We start from the raw sequence: 21,324 nt of genomic DNA, 5'->3' as shown, positions 1-21,324 counted from the left end.
GGGGGGGTTGCATCCGTAATGTCCGATACACGCGACAGTTCGCCATGGCCACGGGTCTGCGAAAAGTTCAAGCGCGAATTCGGCCATCATGCTTTCACGACATGGCTGGGCCAGTTGGGCTTCAATGGCATCGACGGCGGCACGGCTGAGCTGACAGCACCGACAAAATTTGTACGCGACTGGATACAGCGGCACTATGCGCCGCGCCTGCAGGACTTTTTCGCCAGCGAAGACGCCCGCGTCAAAGCACTGACGATCCGTCTGGCGCCAAAATCCATGACAGGCACGCCAGAGACTGCAGCACCGGCTGAGACCGTGCCCGCTGAACCGGCGGAAGCCGGTATCAGCATGCGCACGGACGAAGGCTCGGCGCTTGACCCGAAATATACCTTCGACAGCTTTGTCGTCGGCAAGTCGAACGAGCTGGCCTATGCGGCCGCAAAACGCATTTCCGAATCCGATGATGTGGCGTTTAACCCGCTGTTCCTGCACGGTGGTGTCGGGCTTGGTAAAACCCACCTCATGCACGCACTGGCGTGGGAAGTAAAACGCCGTGACCCGCAAAAACGTGTGGTCTATATCTCGGCTGAGAAATTCATGTTCGAGTTTATCGCAGCACTTCGCTTCAAGGACACCCATGCCTTCAAGCAGAAGTTCCGCGCGGTAGACCTGCTGATGGTTGATGACGTGCAGTTCATCGCCAACAAGGAAAGCACGCAGGAAGAGTTTTTCCATACCTTCAACGCGCTTGTGGACAATCGCTGCCAGGTGGTGATCACGGCTGACCGCTCGCCGACCGACCTTGAAGGCATTCAGGACCGCATCATCAGCCGTCTGGGTTGGGGCCTTGTGGCAGATATCCACCCGACAGACTATGAACTGCGTCTTGGTATCCTGCAGTCGAAGGCCGAGCAAACGCGGTCGGTGCCCGTACCCGCTGAGGTGCTTGAGTTCCTTGCCCGCCGCATCACCTCAAACGTGCGTGAGCTTGAAGGCGCGCTCAATCGCGTGCTGGCATACGGTACGCTTGTGGGCCGTCCGATCACCATGGACATGACCCGCGACGTGCTGCAGGACCTCATTCGCGCCAATGACCGCAAGCTGACGATTGATGAGATCCAGCGCACCGTGGCGGACTATTTCAACCTGCGCCTTGCCGAGATGCTGTCCGAGCGCCGCGCGCGCAACATTGCCCGCCCGCGCCAGATCGCCATGTATCTCTCAAAGCAGCTCACCAGCCGTAGCCTGCCCGAAATCGGTCGCCGTTTTGGTGGTCGTGACCATACGACGGTGATGCACGCGGTGAGGAAGATCGAAGACTTGCGCCGCGACGATAGCCAGCTTGATGACGACCTTGCCCGCCTTGGTCGCCTGCTTGAGGGCTAATACAGCAAAGCGATTGTAACGATTAAAGGCAGTACCGCGCGGTGCTGCCTTTTTCCTCCCCTTCACCACAAGAGCAATGCCATGAGCCCGCTTGATCTCGTCCAAGGCCAGTTTGACGCCTATAACGCCCGCGACCTTGAGCGTTTCCTGTCCTTCTTCAGCGACGACGTGCGCGTGGTACGCCCACCCTCAGGTGAAGCTGTGATTGAAGGCAAAGAAGCCTTCGGCGCCTTCTACCGCGACCAGCGCTTCAACAAGAAAGGCCTGCGCGCGGAACTGGTGAACCGCATCGTCATGGGCAACAAGATATTCGACCATGAGCTCATTCATGGCGTGGCGACGGAACCCATCGAGATGGTTGCCGTGTTTGAAGTTGAGGATGGCCTTATTCGCACCGTTATGGGCTTTTCACCCGCCTGAGCCGAACGACCTGGCAACGTAAAAAACAGCGAATTGCGCGCCCCGCGCTTGGCATAATCCGAGCCCTATTTTTCACGGGCGCGACTCGGCTGTTTTCCTTCGATTCCTGTCCCCAAAAAAAAGCGCCTTTTTGGCGCTTTTTAGTTTGGTTTGAGCGCCAAAATCGCTATTGTTCTCTATGAATTAAATCCTCACGGCTTTGGGTGTTTTTCACCCTTCTCTGGGCTGGCAACTGGGAGGCGGTTGGCGGCAGGGGAAATGCACCCCAAAAGGGTGTTTGGCGGTGAGGCGGGAGTGTCCGGCACGGGGGCAATTTTGCACAGCCGGAAGAAACAGTCAGACAAGAAGAATTATCCATGAAAGTCACTATCGAGCGGAATTCCCTTCTCAAGACACTCGGTCACGTTCAGTCGGTGGTCGAGCGCCGGAATACCATCCCTATTCTTTCAAACGTGATGATCGAAGCCGATGGCGACATGGTCTCGATGACCGCGACCGATCTTGATATCGCCATCGTGGAGCGCGTTGGCGCAACTGTCCACACCGGTGGTGCCATCACCGTACCGGCCCACACGCTGTTTGACATCGTGCGCAAGCTGCCTGACGGTTCCGAGGTTGAGCTGACGGCTGAGGAAAACGACCGCCTGATCGTCAAGGCGGGCCGGTCGCGCTTTACCCTCGCCTGTCTCGACAAGGAAGATTTCCCGGTCATGAGCCAGGGCGACATGCCGCACCGGTTCGAGCTTGCATCCGCTGAGCTGAAGCGCCTCATCGACAAGGCCCGCTTCGCCATCTCGACGGAAGAGACCCGCTACTATCTCAACGGCATTTACCTGCACGTTGCCAACACCGAAGACGGCGCGCGCCTGCGGGCTGTCGCGACAGACGGTCACCGCCTCGCGCAGGTTGAGCAGGACGTGCCTGAGGGCGCGGCTGGCATGCCGGGCGTGATCGTACCGCGCAAAACCGTTGGTGAGGTTCGCAAGCTGATTGACGAGTTTGATGGCAACATTCAGGTCTCGCTCTCGGACACCAAAATTCGCTTCGCCTATGACGGCGCTGTAATCACCTCCAAGCTGATCGACGGCACGTTCCCGGACTATAGCCGCGTGATCCCGAAGGGGAACGACAAGGTTCTGGAGATGGACTGCCGCCTGTTCGCGGAAGCGACGGACCGCGTGTCCACCATCAGCTCCGACAAGACACGCTCCGTCAAGCTCGCGCTGGGTGAAGACACCCTCACACTTTCCGTCAACAGCCCCGATAGCGGCACTGCGACGGAAGAACTGGCTGCGTCCTACGGCTCTGACACGTTCGAGATCGGCTTCAACAGCCGCTATCTGCTCGACATCCTCGCGCAGGTTGAGGGCGAGACGGTGCAGGTTTACCTCGCAGACCCGTCGGCACCGACCGTACTTCGCGACATGGTCGACGAAGGCGCGCTTTATGTGCTGATGCCGATGCGTGTGTAACAGCAGCCAAGGGCCGTTTTGACACGCCAGTGCACATATAATCCGAGCTTGAGCAAAGCCCTGCCGGGGATCTTTCCGGCAGCGCAGGTGGTGCCATGCCATGGCTGATGCGATGCGACAGTGGGAAGATATGCCAAGACGCGGGGTTTTTGTCCGCGCGCTGACGCTTACGAACTTCCGCTCGTATACGCGCGCGAGCCTGTCGCCAGCCTGTGACGCGCCTCTCGTGGTACTGACGGGCGAAAACGGCGCAGGTAAAACCAATGTGCTCGAGGCGCTCAGCTACCTCGCCCCCGGTCGTGGCCTACGCCGCGCGACCATCGGCGAAGTTGCCAAGCAGGGTGCCACCAGCCCTTGGGCCGTGGCGGCAACGCTTGATGTGCTGGGTGAAGATGTGCGCGTGGGCACGGGCCAGGACATGGGTGCAAGCGACGGCAGCAAACGCCTTGTGCGCCTTGACGGCGAGAGCGCGCCGAACAGCAACGTACTTGGGGACCGTTGGTCGGTCACATGGCTTACGCCGCAGATGGACCGGCTGTTTATCGAGGGGCCGTCCTCACGCCGCCGTTTCCTCGACCGGCTTGTGCTTGGCCTTTATGCCGACCATAGCCGTCAGGTGGGTGCCTATGAGCGCGTGATGCGGGAACGCAACCGACTGCTCACGGACAAAGGCCGCAGGGCCGACCCGGCGTGGCTGAGCGCGATTGAAGCGCGCATGGCCGAACACGCGGTCGCGGTTGCCAATGCGCGGCTTGACTTTGCGGGTCAGCTTGCGGGCCAACTGGCGGACGCCGAAGACGGGCCGTTCCCGAAGGCGGAACTGGCGATCGACGGCTGGCTTGAAGGTTTACTGGCGGACGGCATGGCGGCGGTCGAGGCCGAAAGCGCCTACCGCGAACGCCTGATGGCAGAGCGCGGGCGCGATATCGCGTCAGGCCGCACGCATGAGGGTGTGCACAAAACGGACCTTGTGGTCACGCATGCGCCCAAAGGCATGCAGGCGGACCTGTGTTCAACGGGTGAACAGAAGGCGCTTCTCATCGCCCTCGTGCTCGCGAACGCCAAACTGCAGTCAGCCATCCGCGGGCAAGCGCCCCTGATGCTGATGGACGAAATTGTCGCGCATCTGGACGGCGAACGCCGCGCTGCGCTGTTTGAGGCACTTGCCGCCCTTGGTGGCCAGTGCTGGTTGACCGGCACGGACCGCAGCCTTTTTGCTGCGCTTGAGGGCCGGGCGGAATTTTTTGATGTGTGCGGCGGTTTGATCCAGCCGGCGCATGGGTAGAAGGAAGGGTCGTAGGCCATGAGTGAAGAAATGACAAACACGGCGGAACAGGAATACGGTGCAGGCTCGATCAAGGTCCTGAAAGGCCTTGATGCGGTGCGCAAGCGCCCGGGCATGTATATCGGCGACACCGAGGACGGCTCTGGCCTCCACCACATGGTGTTCGAGGTTTCCGATAACGCGATCGACGAAGCGCTCGCGGGCCACTGTGACCTTGTGACCATGACCCTGAACCCGGACGGCAGCTGCACCGTGACCGACAATGGCCGCGGCATCCCAACCGATATCCACAAGGAAGAAGGCGTCTCGGCAGCGCAGGTGATCATGACCCAGCTGCACGCGGGCGGCAAGTTCGACCAGAACAGCTACAAGGTATCGGGCGGCCTGCACGGCGTGGGTGTCTCGGTTGTGAACGCGCTTTCCGATTGGCTTGAACTGCGCATCTGGCGCGGCGGCAAGGAACACTATATGCGTTTCGAGCGCGGCGAGCCGGTTGAAGACCTCAAGGTCGTCGGCGACGCCAACGGCAAGAAAGGCACCAGCGTGACCTTCATGCCCTCACTCGAGACCTTCAAATTTGTCGAGTTCGATTTCGACCGGCTTGAGCACCGCTACCGCGAGCTCGCCTTCCTGAACTCGGGCGTGCATATCCTCATCCGCGACAACCGCCATGCGGACGTCAAGGAAGTGGACCTCTTCTACGAGGGTGGCATCACCGCGTTCGTGAAATATCTCGACCGCAACAAATCAAGCCAGATTGGTGAGCCGATCACCATCACCGGTGAGAAAGACGGCATCACGGCCGAGATTTCGCTGCAGTGGAACGACAGCTACCACGAAAACGTGCTCTGCTTCACCAACAACATTCCGCAGCGCGACGGCGGCACGCACCTGGCGGCCTTCCGCGCCTCGCTCACCCGCACCATCAACAACTATGTCAACGACAGCGGCTTGGCGAAAAAAGCCAAGGTCACGCTCTCCGGTGATGACGCGCGCGAGGGCCTTACGGCCGTTGTGTCCGTAAAAGTTCCGGACCCGAAATTTTCGAGCCAAACCAAGGACAAACTGGTGTCATCTGAAGTTCGCCCGGCTGTTGAAGGCCTCGTGAACGAGAAGCTGGCAGAATGGTTTGGTGAACACCCGTCAGAGTCGCGCATGGTGATCCAGAAGATCATCGACGCCGCCACCGCCCGCGAAGCTGCGCGGAAAGCGCGCGAGTTGACGCGGCGCAAGGGCGCACTTGATATCGCATCCTTGCCCGGCAAGCTCGCCGACTGTCAGGAACGCGACCCGGCGCTCTCTGAAATCTTCATCGTGGAGGGTGATTCCGCAGGTGGTTCCGCAAAACAGGGCCGGAACCGGAAAAACCAGGCGATCCTGCCGCTCCGCGGTAAAATCCTCAATGTGGAGCGCGCGCGTTTCGACCGCATGCTGGCCTCGAACGAGATCGGCACGCTGATCACCGCCCTCGGCACCGGTATCGGGCGCGAGGACTTTAATGTCGATAAACTGCGCTACCACAAAATCATCATCATGACTGACGCCGACGTCGACGGCGCCCACATTCGTACACTTCTTCTCACCTTCTTCTACCGGCAGATGCCGGAAGTGGTGGAACGTGGGCACCTCTATATTGCACAACCGCCGCTCTATAAGGTTGGTCGCGGCAAGTCAGAGGTGTACCTGAAGGACGACAAGGCGCTTGATGATTATCTGCTCAATCAGGGCACGTCAGACGTTGTGATCACTGATGCGACGGGCGCGCAGCACGCCGGTGCCGCGATTGAGCATCTGGCAGGCGAAGCCCGCGCGATCAAATCGATCATGTCGAACGTGCCACAGCGTTATAACCCCATGCTGATTGAGACCATGGGGTTGCTCGGCGGCTTTGACGAAAAGCTGCTCGAAGACGCAACAGGCCGCCAGGCCATGGCTGACCGCATCGCAGAACGCCTCAACTTCCTCGCCGCAAGCGATGACGAACGCGGCTGGTCGGGCACGGCAACTGACGACGGTGGTTACAGCTTTGCGCATGAGGTGCGCGGCGTGATCGACATGCACAAGATCGACCCGCATTTCATCGAAAGCCAGGAAGCGCGCAGCCTGCACAAACGCATGGGTGAGGTGCGCGGCCTGTTTGATGAGCCCATCACCGTCACTCGCAAGGAAGACGCGCAAAGCGTGGGAACACCACTTGAAATGCTCGCCATCCTCTTGGCCTTCGGCCGCAAGGGTCTGTCGATCCAGCGCTATAAAGGCCTTGGCGAGATGAACCCCGACCAGCTTTGGGAAACCACGCTCGACCCAGACGTGCGCTCACTCCTGCGCGTGAAAATCAGCCAGGCCGACACGGCGGACGAGATCTTCTCCAAGCTGATGGGTGACGTCGTGGAAGAACGTAGAAACTTCATCCAGGACAACGCCCTGAGCGTAGGAAACCTCGATATCTAAGGTCATTGTAGGTGTTGTAGGGTTGTCGGTTGACACATAAAGTGAGACAATTGACACATAAACTGGGACAACGGAGCCCAGAGTTCTGCGCCTTTGAAGCGTTTTTCAGCAAAACTGCGTGGTGACAGACATGAAAATGGGGAGCTTTTGGCTCCCCAATCTGTATCTGTATCCTGCCCACCGGAGTCACATGCCTTTTGTTGTGCGACGGCATTATCAAATTCCTCGCCACTTACAGATCGCTTCGTAAATCCGACCTCATTAGCGCACTGCCAAGGTGTATCAAAGATAAAGCAATTGACGGCCACACGGCCACATGGTCAGGGCCGTGATGCAACTCAAAAAACGGCTCCGATTGGTTACATCCGGTGTCTCGTTAGACGGCACTGTGTCGGCGCGACAGGCCGCTCAAAAACTGATGCGAAACGGGCTGCGCCAGATGGTACCCTTCAATATAGTGTAAGCCTTTTGCCAGCCTGCGTACTTGAAAGCCTTCTCGCTACCAATATGGCCTCGCCAAACTCTAGCATAAACATGTTTAAAGCCTTTTCTTTTCAGTAAAAAGGTTGCGCCTTTGATCAGCTTCCTGGCGAGATGCTTACCCTGCATTTCCTCAGCCGTATTGATTTGAACCAGTTTCGCGGCATCCGCTGGCAAATCGATAAAACCGCGCAGTCGCGTATACGTAGCGCCATGCCAAACGCAGCAAGCGGACGCCAGCAATTCATTCTCAAACGCTCCGAAGAATAGAGCGTCTGGTGCATCATAGTGGCTTATGGCGCGAACAGTTTCATAAGGACTTGCCAAGATCTCGGCTGCTGTGACCTCTCGCACTCCGGGTGGCAGCTCATCTGTTTGGCCAGATCGGAAAATCGCATAGATTTCATAAGGGCCGATGAGGACGTCAGCGATCTTTTTGAGGATGTTTTTCATTACGGGCCTCGCTTCAAACCTGTCGACGCAACAGGGCTCTTAGCCGCTGCTTAAGCTTGAGTTTTTCGAGGCAACTATTGATCAGCCTGTCCGCTGCCAACAAAGTCCGGTGCCCAGCCACTAGGATTATATATTTCAATTTACGCGGAAAATAATAAACATTGCCGCATAATGCCGTGTGTGTCGCGAAAAGCCTTTTATGGGCGCCATCCCCTTCGGTGAAATCAAATATCTGGCAGACCGGATCAGGGAAAAGTGCCTTGAACGCCTCTAGCTGAAGTATCGTCCCGGGAGAATGCTCCGCAAAGGCCGGGTCAAACCCGAGATATTGATATACTACACGGCCTTCCTCAACCGGACACAGCAGGTAAGCGATAGGAGTGCCCTGAAAGAACAAGATAAAAGCTCGAAGATGCCCTTCCTCTGCCAAAGACAGGGTCTTCGCCTGAAACTCTTCGGAAACAGGTAAGCCAGCTTGGAAGAGACGTTCCTGATATGTCTTGGCTGAGACCAGTTGGGCAATCGAGAGAAACTCCCTGACCTCCTCACGAGAGCGATAGCTGCGAACATCAATAGCGCCCCCACTGGCAGCTTCAAATTTTCTTAGCTTACGCTTTAGTGTTGACCTCGTTTTACCGGAGAAAGTACCCCAGTATTCTTCCATCGTAGCCGTAAGGTCCGTGGAACAGTGTACAAAACTTTTCTCAATGTACCGAATTACACCGCTACTAATGGTTATTGACCGTTCTGTGTCGCTTAGAGGTAGAGAGCAGACAAAAAGTGGTGCCTCAGATGCATCTGGAAGCTCCAACAATTTAGGGCCGACATGAGGAGGCACACATGCCACTATATGCGCAGCGATTGGTGCTTGAGCAAGCCGGAATGGACCAAGCCAGAACTTAAGGTACACGATCTCGGCGCGCGGATGCTCAGAGGGTGCTTTTTCCTCTTGGGGGGTCAGTACCATGTCAACCAGTCATTCAACTTGTTTTCCACTATTCTCTGTACGCTAGCGATCATAGGAGCCGAAATAGAACTGGTGTGACGAACGCCGCCGGAAGACCAGTGAGGATGCTTGGCTGTAAACGTCATGCAATTCAACGTATCGGTGGACGCGATATGGTGACAAAGCTGCATCAGCCTGACCTGATTGACCCTGTTTATATGGATTTGATCATAACACCGGTTGCTTCGTTTTATGAACTCAAAAGGATGCGTAAGGAGCACGATATCCTCCATTCCCGCTCGCCAGGCTTTGTTAAGCACTTCGGCGGTTTCTCGCGTACCACACCCTGTAACTGTCAAATTCTTGGGACGAGCAAACCGGCCGATACCGAATTGCCGATAGGTCAGGACTGGTACTTCCAGAACTTTACCTATTTGGTGAACGCCGGAGGACAACCGGAGGGATGGGTCAGCAGGATCATGAATGGCAAGCCCCAAGGAGCTCGAGACCGGAATACCGAATGTTTCCATCGCCGCATACGCATTCCGTCCCATTTGCAAGTTGCCGGCGCGAAAAGCGATAGGAGTGGGAACACCCCAGGCATCGAAAGCGTGCAGACCAACTTCAAAGGCCTCCTTGGCTTTTTCGACACTAATTTTTTCCATTGAATCGTTTATCTGGACACCCGGACCAATATCTCTTTGAAGCCACATTGGATGAATATGAAGCTGGATGTCATGGCCAGCGTCAAGAATAGCATTGACTGCCGGTTTCATAGGCTCAACTCCGAGGACATGGGTATGCGCGGCCTCGATAAAAAAGGTCACCCTGATCCCGTGAAGTTCGAACGTCTCCAAAAGAAAGCCTAGGCCGTGGGACTTGCCGTCGATAGTGCAGAACACTGCCCGATCGGTAACGGGGCCTCCCGTCCCCGAGAAATAACCTCCCGCACTGAATTCGGTATCGATTGTAATAAAGACATCACTCATTCTCTCGCCTTTAGGCTGCATCTGATCGACACAATGTTTAAAGCTTCGCATCGAAAGAAAAGCAAGCGGACATCTGCCTATGTTCGTTTAGGATGACACATAAATGAGAATTTTGACCCACAAAGTGAGACTGGAGCCCCAGCTTGAGGCACTACTGTGTCGCGATCAATACACTAATCGCGTTGAGTTTTTCAGGATACGAATAGAAAAATGGCTGGCAGATTTTGCCAGCCATTTGTTTTAGAAGCTCACAAGGTCCGGAATTCCCTGCAGCATTACGTCAGTAATTCCTACTGCCTGACGATCGGGTTCCGCAGGGAATTCCGGCCCTAAAGGCACGTGTAATTTTTCCGGCTTCTCAAGCGCGAATTCAGCAATGGCCACCATATGTTGATGCAGCGAAACGCTACATGAGGCTGTTGTCCACGCCGGATGTGGTCCGCGCCCACTTTGCGGTTAATGACCCAGAGCGGTGCCGCTGGGTCAATGTTGCCACCTGGTTATCGTGGCCCTGATCGTCTCGCTTCAATGCCCGCGATCAATGCCTCCACCAGAAAATGGAAAGTATCCGGCCGTTCCGATAAGGCCATAACCTCATGAATTCGCGGAAACCGCGCAACAGGAACAAGCTCGGGGTCGATTTGCGACGCCGCGTCCGCCTCGCGCGCCATATCCTCGAGGCACAGCCCGTATACAACGACATTTGTCGCCCGTATGGCACAGAAGCAGGTTTCCACATCAAAGCCGTCGCTCAGAAACGCTGCGATGGCGGCTTCCATTGTTTCCATTGCTTCCTCGCCCTGGGCCAGGCCACGCTGAAACGCCTGAAACGCTCCCGGATGTTGATAGCCCATTCTCCGGAACGCCGCGGCGTATCCCCTGATCCAGTCCTGCCACGTGAAAGACCCGGTCGGCATGTCGGCATCCGCCAGCATCTTCTTCATCATTTCGATAAAGACAGCATCCTTGGTGGGCACGTGATTATATAAAGACGTAACATGCACGTTCAGTCGTTTGGCAATGCCGCGTAGCGTGACGGCTTCGTGTCCTTTCTCATCTGCAATTTCTATGGCGGTATCGACGATCTTTTCTTTGCTCAGTTGCGGTTTGGGCACCTTTTCGGGCTCCTTGACTCTTTAAAACATACACTGTAGGTTTCATAAAAAACATACAGTGTAGGTATAAGCCTATTCGACAGGGAGAGTGAAGTGAAGAAAAGATTCTGGATACCTATAACACTCATGGCTTTCGGACTTGGCTGGCCGCTACTGGCACAGGACAACCAAGCTAAGGAGCCGTCGCATGAAGCACAGGTGGAAACACCCGCGAACATCTCGAGCGCCGAGGCAACCGACGCTTCGCCGCTTGATGCAACCGACCTTGAAGCCTGGCTCGACGGCTATATGTCCGGCGCGCTCGAACAGGGTGACGTTGCGGGTGCTGTCATCAGCGTGGTCAAGGACGGCAAGCAACTCTTTTCCAAGGGGTATGGCTATGCCGACGTAGCCACCAAACGGCCGATGGACGCGAGCCGAACCCTTGTCAGGATTGGCTCCACGTCAAAGCTGTTCACATGGACCGCCGTGATGCAACTGGTTGAAGAGGGCAAGCTGGACCTTGATGCCGATGTGAATACCTACCTCGATTTCAAAATACCCGAACGTGACGGTGGTCCGGTCACCATGAAAGACCTGATGAACCACCGGGGCGGTTTCGAGGAAGGGCTGAAAGAGGTAGTGATCACAGACCCTGCCAAGTTCATCGCCACGGAAAAGTTTCTGCAAGACCACATCAGGCCGCGGATATTCCCGGTTGGCAAAGTGCCTGCCTATTCAAACTATGGTACCGCGCTTGCGGGCTATATTGTTGAACGCCTGTCCGGAGAGAGCTTCGACGATTATATCGAGCGACATATTCTCGCGCCGCTTGAGATGGAACGCTCCACGTTCCGGCAACCACTGCCTGCAGAACTTCAGGACGATGTATCACTCGGATACAGGAGTGCCTCGCAGCCGCCCCAGGCCTTTGAGCTCATCACGTTCGCGCCGGCGGGCAGCATGAGTTCCACCGCGGACGATATGGCCAATTTCATGATCGCCCACCTGCAGGAAGGCCAGTTTAACGGTGCCCAGATCCTTAAGCCTGAAACAGCGCGCCTTATGTATCAACCCACAGCACCTCACCAGCCGGGTTTCACCACAATGGCGCATGGATTTTTCAGTGGCCCCATCAACGGTAAACGTATCATCGGCCATGGTGGCGACACCATATGGTTTCACACCGACATGAAGCTGATCCCCGAGGAAGGCGTTGGCCTTTTCGTCAGCTTCAACAGCCGCGGCAAGGACGATGCTGTCTATGGCATTCGGGAACGTATCATCGACGATTTCATGGACCGCTATTTCCCGGTGGAGGACAAAGCGTCACTTCCCCAAACCATTGAGGGGGCCAAGGAACACGCAGAGGCGTTGGCAGGGAAATACCGAAGCTCCCGCCGCATTGAAACGGCGTTCCTCAAAATGCTCTACACGTTGCAACAGACGACGGTGGTGGCAAACGAGGACGGCACGGTCAGCTTCGCCGACGAACCGGGGGTGAAATACCGCGAAACCGCACCGGGCCTGTGGCGGGACGCCGACAGCGAACATGCCCTTTATGTTGACACCGTTGACGGACAGCTAACAATCACCCGCAACAACAACCCCGTTTCTGTCCTGCAGAAAGTTGATCTGGCGGAGAATGCCGGCCTGAACAGCTTCATCCTCTTCGCATCAATCACCGTCATCTTGCTGGCCCTTGTCGCATGGCCGATCAGTTGGTGGTGTCGTCGGCTTTACAGCCAACCGCTTGGCCTTACCGGTCGGGATTTGGTTGCCTACCGTCTTACGCGCTGGCTGATGGTTGGGAACATGGTCTATCTCTTCGGCTGGTATATAGCGCTGCTGCCGATCTTCCAGATGCAGCTGGACGGTTTTGGCCCTGCGCTTGATCCGCTGCTCTTCACCCTTCTGGCTGCTGCCATAGTTCCTCTCGCCGGTGCTGGCGTGGGCATCTGGAACGCGTGGTTGACCCTGCGCTCGGACCGGCATGTCATGGCCAAGGCGGGAAGCTTGCTATTCGCCGCCGCACTGTGTGGTTTCGCCTGGGTTGCCTTCATTGGCGGTCTCATGAGCTTTACCCTCGAATACTGACCGGGTGCTGGGCGTAAACGCCCGGCCACAACGCGAGGATGTGTCGCCTGGCCACCTTAAAAGGCCCGGCGCCGCATGTCCTGCTCACCATGCCCTGTAGTGTACCGGCACAAGCCCATGGGAAGGGTAGTCAATGTTCAGGAACTATATGAAAATCGCGATCAGGAACCTGATCCGCAACAAACTTTACAGCGCCATCAACACCATCGGCCTCGCCACCGGGTTTGCTGCCTGCATCCTTATCATGCTCTATGTGCAACACGAGCTTTCCTATGACAGGTTCTGGGAGAAGGCTGAGCGCATCGGCCGGATTAACACGACGGTCCTGTTGCCCGGTCGCGCACCTTATGAAGCGGCTTCTGCATCCAGCCCTATGAAAGAGATCGTGGAAACCTACTTCCCCGGCAGAGTCGTTCGGGCCACCCGTTTTATCCCGGTCCACCCGGTCATCATCCGCGATGGTGAGGCCTTCGCGGAGGACATCCACCTGACAGACCCTGAAATGGCACAGATGTTTGACATCACTGTGCTGCGTGGCGACCTGCAGGCAACATTGAACGACAAGGCCAGCCTCGCGATCAGCGAAACAATGGCGGAAAAGTATTTCGGCAGTGCCGACCCGATTGGACAGGTTCTGCACATCAAATTGTCAGAAATTGACCGGGACTACCGTATCGGCGCGGTTTTCAAGGACCTGCCGGACAATACATCGCTCGCCCTCAACGGCCTCGCAAAATTCGACCTGACGGATTTCCCGCAAACACGAGACCTGTATGACACCTGGGGAAACCTTGGGGAGCACCAGCTGTATATCGAGGTGGCCAGCACAGGCGACTTTGCCCCCATCAGCAGCCGCCTGCCGGACCTGGTCAACACCCATGTGACCGGGCTTGATTCCCTGAAGTCCGGGCCGGATGCCAAGGTCTCGGATTTTTATATCCAAACCATCCAGCCCATCACAGATATTCACCTGCACCCCGTCGGCATCGGTGAGATGAAGCCCTCGGGCGATATGGATGCTGTCCGGATACTTGTCGGCATTGCCCTTGCCGTTCTGCTTATTGCCTGCATCAACTTCATCAACCTTGTGACCGCCAAGTCGACCCAGCGCGCCCGTGAGGTTGTGCTGCGGAAAGTGCTGGGTGCAAAGCGGTCACAGCTGGTGACCCAGTTTGCGGGTGAGACGGTTTTACTCGCTGGCCTCGGCCTGCTGTTCGGTCTGCTATTCGTGGAAATTTCGCTGCCTGCCTTCAACCGGTTCCTGAACCTTGAGCTCACGCTTTCCTATAGTGATGGCACCACGCTCCTGCTCATTACGGGGTTATTGTTCGCAACCGGGCTGATTGCCGGTGTATACCCTGCGCTCATAGTTTCCGGCTTCAAGCCTGCGCTTCTGTTGCGGGCCAACCGGTCAACCGAGGGAGGTGGTTCGCGCCTGCTGCGCAGCGCTCTTGTTGTGCTTCAGTTCACTATTTCCACGGCGCTTATTGTCGCGACGGCCACCGTCTATATGCAAACCTGGTTCGCCACCAACAAGGACCCAGGATACAGCAAGGACAATGTGCTGGTGCTCAACAACACGGGAAGTGGGAAGATTGCCAGCAGCCGGGAAGCGCTCAAACAGGCCATCCTGAAGGTGCCCGGTGTCCGCGCGGCAGGGTATACGGACTATAGCCCGATTGACATCCACGAAAGGCTGAACCCCTTCCAGCTTGTTGGTGCCAAGTCGGACCAGACGGTACTGATCAGCACCCAGGCGGTCGACCATGACTATCTGGACACCTACAAGATACCGATGCTGGCGGGCCGGTTCTATAGCCGGGACTTCACGTCGGACGGCATGCCGGCCGAAGGGGCAACAGGGTCCGTCGTCATCAACAAAACCAGTGCGCACAAACTGGGTTTCACAGCCGCTCAGGAAGCAATCGGCCAGCGCGTTACGACCATAACAGGCGTGAATGCAGACGGGCCAGTGTATGGCGAGCTGGAAATTATCGGCGTCACCCCTGATTTTTATTTCCAGTCACCCAAACGAGCCATCCGGGCCGAGGTCTATCTGCTTGCACCCGCGCGCTATAACACGCTTGCCATTAAATATGACGGTGAGGCACAGGCCGTTGTCGCACGGCTCGAAACCATCTGGCGATCCTTCAGCCAGGAAGTGCCGTTCCAATATGAATTTGTCGAGGATACGATTGCGGCGGAGTTTGACCGCGAAAGCACGATATCAAAGGTGCTGGCAACCTTCTCCGCCATTACGGTGATCATCGCCTGTCTTGGCTTATACGGTCTCGCGGCTTTCACCGCAGAGCGACGCACAAGGGAGATCGGCATTCGCAAGGTTATGGGCGCGCGCGTGCTTGATATCGTGCGTCTTCTGGTCTGGCAGTTTTCCAAACCCGTGCTCGTGGCCAACATTATTGCATGGCCTCTCGCCGTTTGGGCCATGTCTCGCTGGCTCGAGACCTTTCCCTACCGAATCGACACCTGGTTCATATGGGTCTTCTGCTTCGGGGCCGGCGCTCTATCGCTGGCTATTGCCTGGGCCACAGTGTGTGTACAATCCGCAAAAGTGGCCCGCACCAATCCAATCCGGGCATTACGCTATGAATGATGTGGGGTGTACACAGAAACGGTTCTTCCCCCGTTCTAGGCCGACGTGACCACCTAAGTATTTCGCGCAAGGATCGCGAGCAAAGAGATCATGGTGCAGGTATCATGCTACCCACGAACGTCCGCGATTGGCCGAAGGCGCACAAAAGCGTATCTCATGGGCAGACAAAGTCACCCGACAGCTTCGGTCGCAGGTTCTCAAATTCCTGCAGTTTCCCCTGCAGGCAATAGCTGTTGGCGAGGTTTTGCAGTACCTTGGCGTGGTCGATTGCGGTGTTGCCGTATAACTGTCGGTCCAGACGCAGGAAAGCCTCAATGGTTTCCGCCTCACGCGCCAACTGCCCGGTCAGCCCATATAGGGAATAAAGGTGTTTGAGGTAACGGTGGCGGCGGTAGTCGTCATCTACGGTGACACCAAGCGCCGCGACTGCTTCTTCAACAAGTGCCAGCGCTGCGCTGTAATCCTGCCGTGCTATCAGTTGCCGATAATGCGCCGCACGGGCGGCACGGGTGATCTCATGCGCGCCCGGCAAATTGGCCTCGGCACGGGCATATGCTTCCGCCGCGCGCGCATCCGCTTCCATGACGCGGCCTGCCTGTGCGTAATAGTCAGCGCCCAGTATCAGAGCTTGGATATAGGGTGCGCTGTCCTGCATGGCGCGGCTCCTGAGCACCGCCAGGACCTGCTCGTTATAGCGAATGGCGAGGGACCATTTTTTCTTGTCCGCCGCGATGGTCGCGCGCTTGCGCACTTTCTCGATTTTACTGGCGGACCATGTTTTGCCCTCAAACGCGATAGCCGGACTTGCCATGAAGGACGGGAAAGAGATCAGCAAGCTGGCGCTCAAGACGGCGATGTGCACAAACCTGCTTTTCAACTCTTGCTGCCCCTATGCCCTGTTCAGCCTGCCGTCCGCCATATCATGCCGAGGTCAGAGGATGATGGCGAGGCCTGAGGCCGTTGCTCCCGCATCCCGCCGTTCGCGGTAGCTTATGATGATAACACTGTCGCGCTCAATAACGGTAACCGGGAAATTGAGTTCAAGCCCCTTAAGGAAGGACGCGACATTCTGTGTGTTGATGGAACCGCCCACCATCAGGTCGGCCACATCGTCGCTCGCAATGATGATTTCCTTGTCGAGATAATACTGGATCTCCTGCACCACGGCATCAAGGCGCTTGGCCTTGAAATGCAGCATGCCACGCCGCCACGAGGTGCGCTGTGCCAGTTCTTCCGCGCTGAGCGTATTGGTGCGCACGCCTTCATGATCCACCGTCAGGTCATCCCCCACCTTGAGGGACACCGGCACGGGCAGCGGGCGCGACGTGTCGCCCTGTGTGGCGTCCGGTAGGTTTTTCTTCACCTCGACCACACCTTCCGTGACCATGACATTGGTGATATCGGACCGGCGACGAATATTGAACTCGGTGCCCACAGCGCGCACTATCTCATCACCCACCACCACAACAAATGGCCGGGCTTTGTCTTTGGCGACATCAAAATAGGCTTCGCCGCGCTCAAGCAAAATGCGCCGTTCCTGTGACGCCAACGCGACCGAAAGGCGTGTGTCAGTATTGAGCGTGATGACAGAGCCGTCCTTGAGCATGATCGTGCGGCTTTCGCCGACCGACGTTTCATACATGGTCGACATCGGCCCACGGTCAAAAAGCGACAACGACGCGACAGCCAGCAGCAGGAAAGACGCCGCAACGGTACTCATCCAGCCCATGCCGCGGCGGCTGGGTTGCCACCACGGTCGCGGCGGTGACGGAATGAGGCCAGCATGCCCGATATCGCGCGCAAGCTCGGGATCAAGCGACGCCAGCAGGTCGGCGCCCGCTGCACCTTGAAAAGCGTCCAGTGCATCATCGGCGCGCAATACGCCAAGGTAGGCGTCAGCAAAAGCAGTGTCGCTTGCCAGCCGTGCTTCAAGCTCGGCACGTTCCCGGCTTATCATGTCGCCGGCACGTTCACGCGCGCGCCAGGTGGCGGCTTCTGCCGTCAGGTCATCAAATTTTTCCAAGTCGCTTTTACTCATTGTCAGCGGTCCATTGCCTGCGATCTCAGCCTGTCGCGGTGCGCGGCGAGGTCGGTAATATTGTCTGCTATCGTGGTGGTGTTTTCGGTGCTGGCAGCCAATTGGCGGGCACACACCAGCAAGGCCTTGGCAACATGGTTTTCAACCGTGCGCGGGGAAATGCCCATGCGTTTGCCCACCTCGCCGTAACTCAGCTGATGCACCCTGTTCAGCAGGAACGCCTGCTGTGCACGGGGCGGCAAGGTGCGGATGGCCTTCAGCACCTGCTGCAGGTCATCGCGGGCCTCAAGGCGCTTGTCCTCGGCGCGCATGTCACCGGCGTGGACCATTTCATCAAATTCCACCGTGACGTCCGAGCGCCGGTTGGTCCGGTTGCGAAAGTGGTTGATCAGATGGTTGCGCGCCGCGGCGAACAGGTAGGCGCGCGGGTTCTCCAGCTCTTTTTCCCGCGTGGCCTTGAAGGAATTGATGAACACTTCATGGGTCAGGTCTTCGGCGGTGGAATAATTGCCCACATAGCGGGCAATGAAATTCTGCACCTCCGGGGCGTATTTCCTGTACTGCGCTTCAAATAGCGATTTGATCGTCATGCCCGTTGACCGTCATTCAGTTTCAAGGTGGGGGCCGGCCCCAAAAAATGGTTCACCAGTCCGAAGACACCCCAACTTCAGAAATCCCCTAGTCGTGCAGCGATTTTTTTGTGATTTTTATAAGCATATGCTTTTTTTGGACTTTTTGTCCGGTTTTTTACAAAATCAGATAGGGGATTTCCGAGCGCCCTGTGTTTCACGCTCAGGTTCTACGAAAATTGCATCCGGCCCCGCGGCACCTTTTGAGCATATCGAAACTGCGCCGCATCTTTGGGGGACAAGGCCAGGTGTCATAAGCAAATTGCGGAACCTTTGAGGAAACCACAAAGGGGAACATGAGATGTTCGGTTTGAAAACTTCCACGGCACTTGTTGCACTCATGGTAAGCGCGGCGACGCCTGCGTTCGCGGGGGATGCGAAGCTCTATAATATCACCATCGAGGCCCAGCAGCTTACCGAAGCGCTGGCGCAGCTTTCTGACATTACACAAATCCAGCTGATATACGCACCCGCGCAGCTTGAAGGCATTATGGCGGGGCGTGTTTCTGGCCGCCTCAATTCCATCGCTGTGCTGAAGGAGCTGCTTGAGGGTACCGATCTCGCCTACCAGAAGGTTGACGACACCACCTATGTCATTCGCCCGCGCGGCACAGGTGACGCCAACTACAAGCGCACGGTGGCGGAATACCAGCAGCCCGGCTCAGGCTATACCGTCATATCCTATGGCGAGGATTATGCCGCCAATGTGCAGGCGCCACTGGATGACACCAGCGCCCCGGAAGCCGATTATGTGCTCGAGGACATTGTGGTAACCGCGAACCGTCGTGAGCAGAACCTGCAGGACGTACCGCTTGCCATCTCGGTTGTGAAGCCCGATGAATTCAAGGGCCGCGGCCTTGTCACGCTGGCCGACATGCTGGCCTATACACCGGGCCTCAGCACCGCAAGCGAAGGTGCGCCCCCCGGCCTTGGCACGCTGACCGCACGCGGCGTGGGCCAGTTCTCCCACTCGCCCGTTGTTGGGGTCTATATTGATGATGTGCCGGTCAACTCGAACCTGAGCGCCGAGTTTTTTATCGACGCCTCGCTTCTTGATGTGGAGCGGATCGAGGTGCTGAAGGGCCCGCAAGGCAACCTTTACGGTTCCACCTCGCTCGGTGGCGCGATCAAATATGTCACCCGCAAACCGGCCCTCGAAGAATTTCGCGGTGACGCGTCTGCCAACCTGTCATCCACCAAACACGGCGGCTTCAACCAGATCTATAGCGGCCGTATCAGCACGCCCATCGTGAACGGCAAGCTGGGCATTACCCTCTCGGGCTTCTATCAGGATGATGCTGGCCTGTTTGATTACATCGACCCTGCAAGCGGATCGCTCCTCGCCAAAAACGGTGACACATATGAGCGCTACGGTTATGCGGCGGACCTTTACTGGGCGGCATCTGACCGCTTTGACGTGCGCGTGAACTATACCCGGCAGTCGACCGAATGGGCGGGCTCCGGTTTCTCCTACCTTGACGCGGGCTATAACGCCACGCTCGGCAACTACCGCACCACCGGCAACCCGGACGATGTGCAAACCATCAAGACCGACCTTCTAAGCGCCACCATCAACTATCAGTTCGACTGGGCAACGCTGACGTCTGTCACCGCCTATATGGACAGCCCCAAACTTTTCCTGGTGGACCAGAACAGCCCCGGCGTGATGGCCTTTATCAATAGCCTTGATGGCCACCCCACAGGGACTGACACCGGCTTCCCCACCCGCACCACGACAGGGTACGAGAAGACCGTGCAGGAACTGCGCCTGACCTCCGAGATGAGCGACAGCATCGAATGGCTTGTTGGTCTTTATTTCACCGATGAGGATGCGCCCACGCAGGCGCTTGGCATTGCCACGCCGTCAGAGTGGCTGGTGTTCGACAGCACAACCGTGGATTCGTATGAGGAATATGCCGCGTTCGCGAACGTCAAATATTACATCACGCCAGACCTTGATATCACTGTGGGTGGCCGCATCAGCCGTCAGACGGTGGGCCTTGATACGGTGGTCACCGGCCACCCGGCTCTTGTGGGTGCGGGCGGCGCACTTGAAGCAGAAGTGAAAGACACGGCGGACACATGGTCCTTCGCGCTCAGCTACCGCCCAAGTGAAACCCTATCGCTTTATAGCCGCGTGGCAAGTGGCTTCCGCCCCGCGCGTACAAACCCGCCGGGCGCGCCGATTGCATCGCTTGATGTCTCGTCCGACAGCCTCTGGTCCTATGAAGTGGGCGCCAAGGGTTATGCGGCGGAAGGCAAGGTCGCCTATGACGTAGCCCTCTGGTACATCGACTGGTCCAAGTTCCAGACCCTTGTGCCTATCTTCGGCGCGTCCTACATCGGCAACGCCGACCACGGCCTGACCGCAAAAGGCTTTGAGGGGACCTTGACCCTGAAGCCGCTTGAGGGCCTCAGCATCATCTCGGCCCTCGCTTATACCGACAGCAAGCTGGATGAGGACGAGCCCGTGATCTTCGGCCTCAAGGACCAGTATGTGCCGGGTCTCGCCAAATGGGTGGCGTCCATGAACGCACGGTATGACTTTGTGCTCTCGGGCGACACCATGGCCCATGTGGGCGGCGGCTTCCGATACTCAAGTGGCCAGAAGGGCGCGTTCGACAACGGCGACGCGGCCTCGCCGTCCTTCAACTTCCCGGGCGAAGAATATTTCCTTGTCGACATGAACGCAGGTGTCACCTTTGGTGAAAACTATGCGCTGAGTGTCTATGTCACCAACCTCCTCGATGAGGTGGTCTACACCACGGCAAGTTACGACAAGATTGTCGGCGTTCCTACGGGCGTGCCCGCGCGGCCACGCACCATTGGCGCCGTTCTCTCCGTAAGCTTCTAGCGCACTTCCAGCCCCCCTGGGCAGTTAGGGGAGAGGCGCGGCACCGCTCCGACTCCTTGGGTCGCGCCTCCTATCCCCAGCCTTCCAGATAGGTAGATCCCGCTGGCTATCCATTC

Annotated in this window: 15 protein-coding genes; 8 read left to right on the top strand and 7 right to left on the bottom strand. The window is 57.2% G+C overall.

The window, feature by feature from the left end:
- The first annotated feature begins 18 nt into the window (after positions 1–18).
- The 5 genes from dnaA (at position 19) to gyrB (ending at position 7,014) form a co-directional block, all read left to right on the top strand.
- Positions 19–1,386 carry a chromosomal replication initiator protein DnaA gene (gene dnaA / locus B150_RS0112685; RefSeq protein ID WP_020400311.1) on the top strand — a complete coding sequence of 456 codons (1,368 nt, stop codon included), beginning with the start codon at positions 19–21 and terminating at the stop codon, positions 1,384–1,386.
- Between the two features lie 81 nt (positions 1,387–1,467).
- Positions 1,468–1,806, top strand: a complete 339-nt coding sequence (locus B150_RS0112680; protein WP_020400310.1) for a nuclear transport factor 2 family protein — start codon at positions 1,468–1,470, stop codon at positions 1,804–1,806.
- A 356-nt stretch (positions 1,807–2,162) separates the two neighbouring features.
- Positions 2,163–3,278 (top strand): DNA polymerase III subunit beta, encoded by a 1,116-nt coding sequence (gene dnaN / locus B150_RS0112675; RefSeq protein WP_020400309.1) that lies wholly within the window; start codon positions 2,163–2,165, stop codon positions 3,276–3,278.
- Between the two features lie 100 nt (positions 3,279–3,378).
- Positions 3,379–4,563, top strand: coding sequence for a DNA replication/repair protein RecF (gene recF, locus B150_RS0112670; protein ID WP_020400308.1), 1,185 nt, complete (start codon positions 3,379–3,381; stop codon positions 4,561–4,563).
- An 18-nt stretch (positions 4,564–4,581) separates the two neighbouring features.
- Positions 4,582–7,014: a DNA topoisomerase (ATP-hydrolyzing) subunit B gene (gyrB, locus tag B150_RS0112665; protein ID WP_020400307.1), complete on the top strand. Its 2,433-nt coding sequence runs from the start codon at positions 4,582–4,584 to the stop codon at positions 7,012–7,014.
- A 408-nt stretch (positions 7,015–7,422) separates the two neighbouring features.
- Here the strand turns inward: gyrB and B150_RS0112660 are convergent, their stop codons facing one another.
- From B150_RS0112660 to B150_RS0112640, 4 genes are all read right to left on the bottom strand, one after another.
- Positions 7,423–7,947: a GNAT family N-acetyltransferase gene (locus B150_RS0112660; RefSeq protein WP_020400306.1), complete on the bottom strand. Its 525-nt coding sequence runs from the start codon at positions 7,945–7,947 to the stop codon at positions 7,423–7,425.
- Between the two features lie 13 nt (positions 7,948–7,960).
- Positions 7,961–8,611, bottom strand: coding sequence for a GNAT family N-acetyltransferase (locus B150_RS0112655; RefSeq protein ID WP_162139699.1), 651 nt, complete (start codon positions 8,609–8,611; stop codon positions 7,961–7,963).
- Between the two features lie 293 nt (positions 8,612–8,904).
- Positions 8,905–9,882 carry a polysaccharide deacetylase family protein gene (locus B150_RS20955; protein ID WP_020400304.1) on the bottom strand — a complete coding sequence of 326 codons (978 nt, stop codon included), beginning with the start codon at positions 9,880–9,882 and terminating at the stop codon, positions 8,905–8,907.
- Between the two features lie 500 nt (positions 9,883–10,382).
- Positions 10,383–10,997 (bottom strand): TetR/AcrR family transcriptional regulator C-terminal domain-containing protein, encoded by a 615-nt coding sequence (locus B150_RS0112640; RefSeq protein ID WP_020400302.1) that lies wholly within the window; start codon positions 10,995–10,997, stop codon positions 10,383–10,385.
- 126 nt (positions 10,998–11,123) lie between these two features.
- Here B150_RS0112640 and B150_RS20950 point away from each other — a divergent pair, with 126 nt between their 5' ends.
- On the top strand, positions 11,124–13,073 hold the full coding sequence (locus tag B150_RS20950; protein ID WP_020400301.1) for a serine hydrolase: 1,950 nt from the start codon (positions 11,124–11,126) through the stop codon (positions 13,071–13,073).
- A 133-nt stretch (positions 13,074–13,206) separates the two neighbouring features.
- A complete protein-coding gene (locus B150_RS0112630; RefSeq protein ID WP_040565435.1) occupies positions 13,207–15,687 on the top strand; it encodes an ABC transporter permease in 2,481 nt (826 codons plus the stop codon).
- 154 nt (positions 15,688–15,841) lie between these two features.
- On the opposite strand, the gene B150_RS0112625 is transcribed toward B150_RS0112630, so the two are convergent.
- The 3 genes from B150_RS0112625 to B150_RS22460 are packed head-to-tail and all read right to left on the bottom strand — an operon-like array spanning position 15,842 to position 18,315.
- The gene (locus B150_RS0112625) at positions 15,842–16,564 is read right to left on the bottom strand and encodes a tetratricopeptide repeat protein (RefSeq protein WP_020400299.1); all 723 of its coding nucleotides are present in this window, start codon (positions 16,562–16,564) and stop codon (positions 15,842–15,844) included.
- 54 nt (positions 16,565–16,618) lie between these two features.
- Positions 16,619–17,725, bottom strand: a complete 1,107-nt coding sequence (locus tag B150_RS22465; RefSeq protein WP_020400298.1) for a FecR domain-containing protein — start codon at positions 17,723–17,725, stop codon at positions 16,619–16,621.
- Positions 17,726–17,727: 2 nt separating this feature from the next.
- Positions 17,728–18,315 carry an RNA polymerase sigma factor gene (locus tag B150_RS22460; RefSeq protein ID WP_020400297.1) on the bottom strand — a complete coding sequence of 196 codons (588 nt, stop codon included), beginning with the start codon at positions 18,313–18,315 and terminating at the stop codon, positions 17,728–17,730.
- Between the two features lie 340 nt (positions 18,316–18,655).
- Here B150_RS22460 and B150_RS0112610 point away from each other — a divergent pair, with 340 nt between their 5' ends.
- Positions 18,656–21,208, top strand: a complete 2,553-nt coding sequence (locus tag B150_RS0112610; protein WP_020400296.1) for a TonB-dependent receptor — start codon at positions 18,656–18,658, stop codon at positions 21,206–21,208.
- The last annotated feature ends 116 nt before the right edge of the window (positions 21,209–21,324 follow it).

The sequence above is a fragment of the Kordiimonas gwangyangensis DSM 19435 = JCM 12864 genome, from assembly GCF_000375545.1.
GTDB classification, from domain to species: domain Bacteria; phylum Pseudomonadota; class Alphaproteobacteria; order Sphingomonadales; family Kordiimonadaceae; genus Kordiimonas; species Kordiimonas gwangyangensis.
This window is presented reverse-complemented; position numbering and strand designations above follow the sequence as displayed.

What these genes read in the sequence shown, in the direction of transcription:
- B150_RS22460 (WP_020400297.1), bottom strand. Translation starts at nt 18,315, where the DNA reads ATGACGATCAAATCGCTATTTGAAGCGCAGTACAGGAAATACGCCCCG.
- B150_RS0112660 (WP_020400306.1), bottom strand. Translation starts at nt 7,947, where the DNA reads ATGAAAAACATCCTCAAAAAGATCGCTGACGTCCTCATCGGCCCTTAT.
- dnaA (WP_020400311.1), top strand. Translation starts at nt 19, where the DNA reads ATGTCCGATACACGCGACAGTTCGCCATGGCCACGGGTCTGCGAAAAG.
- B150_RS0112655 (WP_162139699.1), bottom strand. Translation starts at nt 8,611, where the DNA reads ATGGAAGAATACTGGGGTACTTTCTCCGGTAAAACGAGGTCAACACTA.
- recF (WP_020400308.1), top strand. Translation starts at nt 3,379, where the DNA reads ATGGCTGATGCGATGCGACAGTGGGAAGATATGCCAAGACGCGGGGTT.
- B150_RS20950 (WP_020400301.1), top strand. Translation starts at nt 11,124, where the DNA reads ATGGCTTTCGGACTTGGCTGGCCGCTACTGGCACAGGACAACCAAGCT.
- B150_RS0112630 (WP_040565435.1), top strand. Translation starts at nt 13,207, where the DNA reads ATGTTCAGGAACTATATGAAAATCGCGATCAGGAACCTGATCCGCAAC.
- gyrB (WP_020400307.1), top strand. Translation starts at nt 4,582, where the DNA reads ATGAGTGAAGAAATGACAAACACGGCGGAACAGGAATACGGTGCAGGC.
- B150_RS20955 (WP_020400304.1), bottom strand. Translation starts at nt 9,882, where the DNA reads ATGAGTGATGTCTTTATTACAATCGATACCGAATTCAGTGCGGGAGGT.
- B150_RS0112680 (WP_020400310.1), top strand. Translation starts at nt 1,468, where the DNA reads ATGAGCCCGCTTGATCTCGTCCAAGGCCAGTTTGACGCCTATAACGCC.
- B150_RS22465 (WP_020400298.1), bottom strand. Translation starts at nt 17,725, where the DNA reads ATGAGTAAAAGCGACTTGGAAAAATTTGATGACCTGACGGCAGAAGCC.
- dnaN (WP_020400309.1), top strand. Translation starts at nt 2,163, where the DNA reads ATGAAAGTCACTATCGAGCGGAATTCCCTTCTCAAGACACTCGGTCAC.
- B150_RS0112610 (WP_020400296.1), top strand. Translation starts at nt 18,656, where the DNA reads ATGTTCGGTTTGAAAACTTCCACGGCACTTGTTGCACTCATGGTAAGC.